Origin of the sequence: Mesorhizobium sp. M4A.F.Ca.ET.022.05.2.1 (genome assembly GCF_003998845.1) — a bacterium.
Classification (GTDB): domain Bacteria; phylum Pseudomonadota; class Alphaproteobacteria; order Rhizobiales; family Rhizobiaceae; genus Mesorhizobium.
The window spans coordinates 1-3,879 of sequence record NZ_RZOJ01000501.1 but is presented as its reverse complement, the minus strand read 5'-3'; the positions used below and the strand labels follow the sequence as shown (position 1 = coordinate 3,879).

Below are 3,879 nucleotides of genomic sequence, written 5' to 3'. Positions count from 1 at the left end.
GATTGACGTCGTTGCCGAGCGTAGCGCCGACAATGCGGCCGGTGCTGTCGGCGATCATGGCGATCTCCGGCTCCGGATTGTTCCAGGTGGAGACCGGGTGCAGGCCGACATCGGCGCCGAAGCCGACCGACGCCATCGGCTGGCATTTGGTGAAGATCTCGGCGTCCGGACCGATGCCCACTTCCAGATATTGCGACCAGGCGCCGCGCTGGATCAGCTTGGCCTTGATTTCCATCGCTTCCGGCGAGCCGGGCTTCAGCTTGGAGAGGTCGTGGCCGATCAGCCCGGCGATGTCGGCACGGATGGCATCGGCCTTCTCCGCCGAGCCACGCGCCTGTTCCTCGATGACGCGCTCGAGCAGGCTGACCACAAAGGTGACGCCGGAAGCCTTCACCGCCTGCAGGTCGGCGGGCGAGAGCAGGAAGGGCTTCTTCGCGTCGCGCTCTGCCTCGAAACTGTTGGCGGTGATGTCTTCAAGCGCGCCGATCGGCTTGCCCTTGGCGGAGCGAACATAGCCAGCCGGGTCTGGCAACTCGCAGAGGTCGCGCACGGTCGGCGCCGCGCTCGAGGTGATGTCGAAGACCATGCCGTCGCGCACCGTGACCACCAGCGGATAGGCCGTTTCGCTGGTCCTGGCGCGGCCGATGAAGAGGCCGTCGGCGGGCAGGCGGGTCGGGTCGGTCATGGCTTCGGTCCTCTCTTTGGCGCGCGGCACTTTCCCCGGATTTGGTCGAGACGTCCATCCCGCCAACGGGATCATTTGTGTGCCAGGGCGAGCGCGGTCCGCAGCCACGGGCCGGCTGGCACAATCGAACGCACTTTCAAATCCGTGAAATCAACAATAGGATTTTCACAAGCCCATTGCATCTCCCAGGTGATCCTTGCCCAAGCTGTTTTCGGACCCGATCTGGCAGAAGCCCAAGACGGTGTTCGCGTTGCAGCCGCAAACGCCAGCCGGGCCGATCGATGCGGTCATCGTCGGCGGCGGCATCATGGGCCTTTCTACCGCGCTCCATGCCGCGCGGCAGGGTCTCGCCGTCCAGGTGCTGGAGGCCGGAGCGATCGGGGAGGGCGCCTCGGGTCTCAATGGCGGTCAGGTCATCCCCGGCCTGAAATACGATCCGGAATGGCTGGTCGAGCATTTCGGCAAGGAGCGCGGCGAGGCGCTGGTCAATTTTGCCGCCTCGACAGCCGATGCGGTGTTCGACCTGATCCGCGACGAGAAGCTGGCGGTGCCGTTCACCCGCAACGGCTGGATCCAAGCCGCGCACACCGAGACCGCTTTGACTGCGGCAGCAAACCGGGATCGCCAGTGGCGGGCACGTGGCGCCGACGTCGAACTGCTCAGCCAGGCCGAGATCGCGGCCATGACTGGCGCCCAGGGCTATCTCGGCGGCTGGCTCGACCGCCGCGCCGGCGTCGTCGATCCACTAGCCTATACGGTGGAACTGGCGCGGGTCACTGCTGCCGCTGGCGTCGGGATCGCCGAACGGCAGAAGGTGGTGAAGCTCGCCAAGGACGCCAGTCTCTGGCGGATCTCGACCGAAAGCGGCGCTGAGGTGCGGGCGAGGGCGGTCGTGCTTGCCACCAACGCCTACACCGATGGCGTTCTGCCTGGCCTCGCGCGGACCATCGTGCCGCTGCACTCCTTCCAGATCGCCACTGCGCCGCTGCCGGCCGATGTTGGCGCCGGCATCCTGCCGGGCGGGCAGGCGGTGTCGGACTCGCGCCGCATCCTCGTCTACTATCGCAGAAGCGCCGACGGTCGCCTGGTGCTCGGCGGGCGCGGGCGCATGGCGCTGCCCTCCAGCGCCGCGGACTGGGCGCATCTGGAACGTGCCCTGATCCGTCTCTATCCGGCGCTTGCCGGCGTCGCGATCGAGAAACGCTGGTTCGGCCGCGTGGCGATGACGCCGGATCACCTGCCGCATATCCACGAGCCCGAAAAAGGCCTGCTTGCCGTCGTCGGCTGCCAGGGCAGGGGCGTTGGCCTGATGAGCGCGCTCGGCAAGCGCATGGCAAGCTACCTGGCGAGCGGCGATGCGCGGCAACTGCCGTTCCCGCTGTCGCCGATCAGGCCGATCCCGTTCCACGCCTTCCGGCAGGTCGGCGTTGCCGCGACGATCGCCTGGTACCGGATGCTCGACGCGTTGGAGCGCTGACTTTGCTGAACACGTTCCTTCACCGCGCGATTCAGCTTGACAGTTTCACGAATATGAAAAAATCTAAGTCGATTTCATAATTCCGACGGGCAGATCGATGTCGGCCATCGCAGCAAGTCAGCCATTGCCGGAAACTCGCGCTTCGCCGGTGTTCCGCCTCGCCATGCTGCTGCCGGGCGGACTGGTCACCTTCTTCCTGATCCTCTTCGCTCTCGGCCTGGTGATTTTCCTTGCCTTCCGAGGCAATGACGGCTCGCTGCTCGGCGTCGGCCTGACCGCCGCGAACTTCGTCACCGTGGCGACCGATCCGCTCTACTGGACGGTGACGCTGCGCTCGCTGGTGATCGCCGGCCTTGTGACGCTGGTGACCGTGGTGACCGCCTATCCCGTCGCCTACTACCTCGCCTTCCATGCCGGACGCCGCCGCGGCCTGCTGCTCTTCCTGGTGACGCTGCCGTTCTGGACAAGCTACCTGCTGCGCGTCTTCGCCTGGAAGATCGTGCTTGCCTACAATGGCGTGCTCAACTCGGCCTTTATCGAAAGCGGCATCTGGTCGGAGCCGACGCTGGCCTTCCTCAACACGCCGGCAGCGGTGGTGGTCACGCTTGCCCACGCCTACGCGCCCTTTGCCATCCTGCCGATCTATGTCGCGCTGGACACGATCCCGAAATCGCTGCTCGAAGCCGCTTCCGATCTCGGCGCCCGTCCGTTCACGGCGTTCCGCCGCGTCGTGCTGCCGAATTCAATGCCGGGCGTGCTGGCGGCGGCCCTCGTCGTCTTCGTGCCGACGGTCGGCGACTACGTCACGCCGGCCATGGTCGGCGGCCCGGCCAGCACCATGATCGGCACGCTGATCCAGTCGCAGTTCGGCAAGGCCAATGACTGGCCGTTCGGCGCCGCACTTTCCGTCTGCGTCATGCTGGTCATCCTGTGCGTGGTGCTGGTCGCACGCGGCGCCGACCGCAGATTTGGCAGCCGCACATGAGCGCGACGCGCACCGGGACCGACACAGGTGGTCGCTGGCTCGGCCTCTACGTGCTTGGCTATCTGGCCTTCCTCTATCTGCCGGTGCTTTTGATCCCGCTGTTTTCCTTCAACAATTCCATCCAGGCTGCGTTTCCGCTGCAGGGCTTCACGCTTGAATGGTACGAGACGCTCTACGGCAATCCGGTCTTGTCGGGGGCACTCGCCAACAGCCTGGTGATCGGCGTCATCGCCGCTTCAGGCGCTACGCTCTGCGGCATCACCGTGTCCTATATGGACCTCTTCGGCCGCTCGCCGCTCGCCGCCACGATCAGCGCCATCGCGCGGCTGCCGATCCTGATTCCCGGCGTCATCGTCGGCATCTCGCTGCTGATCCTGGTCAATCTGATCGGCCTCGGCCCGTCGCGCGTCGCCATCGTGCTCGGCCACATCCTGGTCGCGCTGCCGACGACAGTGGTCGTCATGCGCAGCCGCTTCGCCGCCATCCCGAAGACCATCCGCGAGGCGGCGCTCGACCTCGGCGCGTCCGACTGGACGACGTTCCGACGCGTCATGCTGCCGCTGAGTGTGCCGGCCGTGCTGTCGGCCTTCATGCTTGCCTTCCTGATCTCCTTCGACGAGTTCATCGTCGTCTTCTTCCTCGCCGGCACCGAGCCGACGCTGCCGCTCTACATCTGGAGCCAGCTGCGCTTCCCGCGCTCGCTGCCGATCGTCATGGCGCTCGGAACGGTGA

3 protein-coding genes and 1 pseudogene are annotated in these 3,879 nt (G+C 66.1%); 3 read left to right on the top strand and 1 reads right to left on the bottom strand.

What is annotated here, in order from left to right; all coding sequences use genetic code 11:
* Nucleotides 1–685: pseudogene (locus EN745_RS31475) on the bottom strand (fumarylacetoacetate hydrolase); the annotation flags it as partial.
* Nucleotides 686–881: 196 nt separating this feature from the next.
* Here EN745_RS31475 and EN745_RS31470 point away from each other — a divergent pair.
* From EN745_RS31470 to EN745_RS31460, 3 genes are all read left to right on the top strand, one after another.
* Nucleotides 882–2,162, top strand: coding sequence for an FAD-dependent oxidoreductase (locus EN745_RS31470; protein ID WP_127423045.1), 1,281 nt, complete (start codon nt 882–884; stop codon nt 2,160–2,162).
* Between the two features lie 97 nt (nt 2,163–2,259).
* Nucleotides 2,260–3,147 (top strand): ABC transporter permease, encoded by an 888-nt coding sequence (locus EN745_RS31465; RefSeq protein WP_127423044.1) that lies wholly within the window; start codon nt 2,260–2,262, stop codon nt 3,145–3,147.
* Nucleotides 3,144–3,879, top strand: a 736-nt coding sequence (locus EN745_RS31460; RefSeq protein ID WP_145992247.1) for an ABC transporter permease, incomplete at its 3' end; no start/stop codon positions are given. The genes EN745_RS31465 and EN745_RS31460, both read left to right, overlap by 4 nt.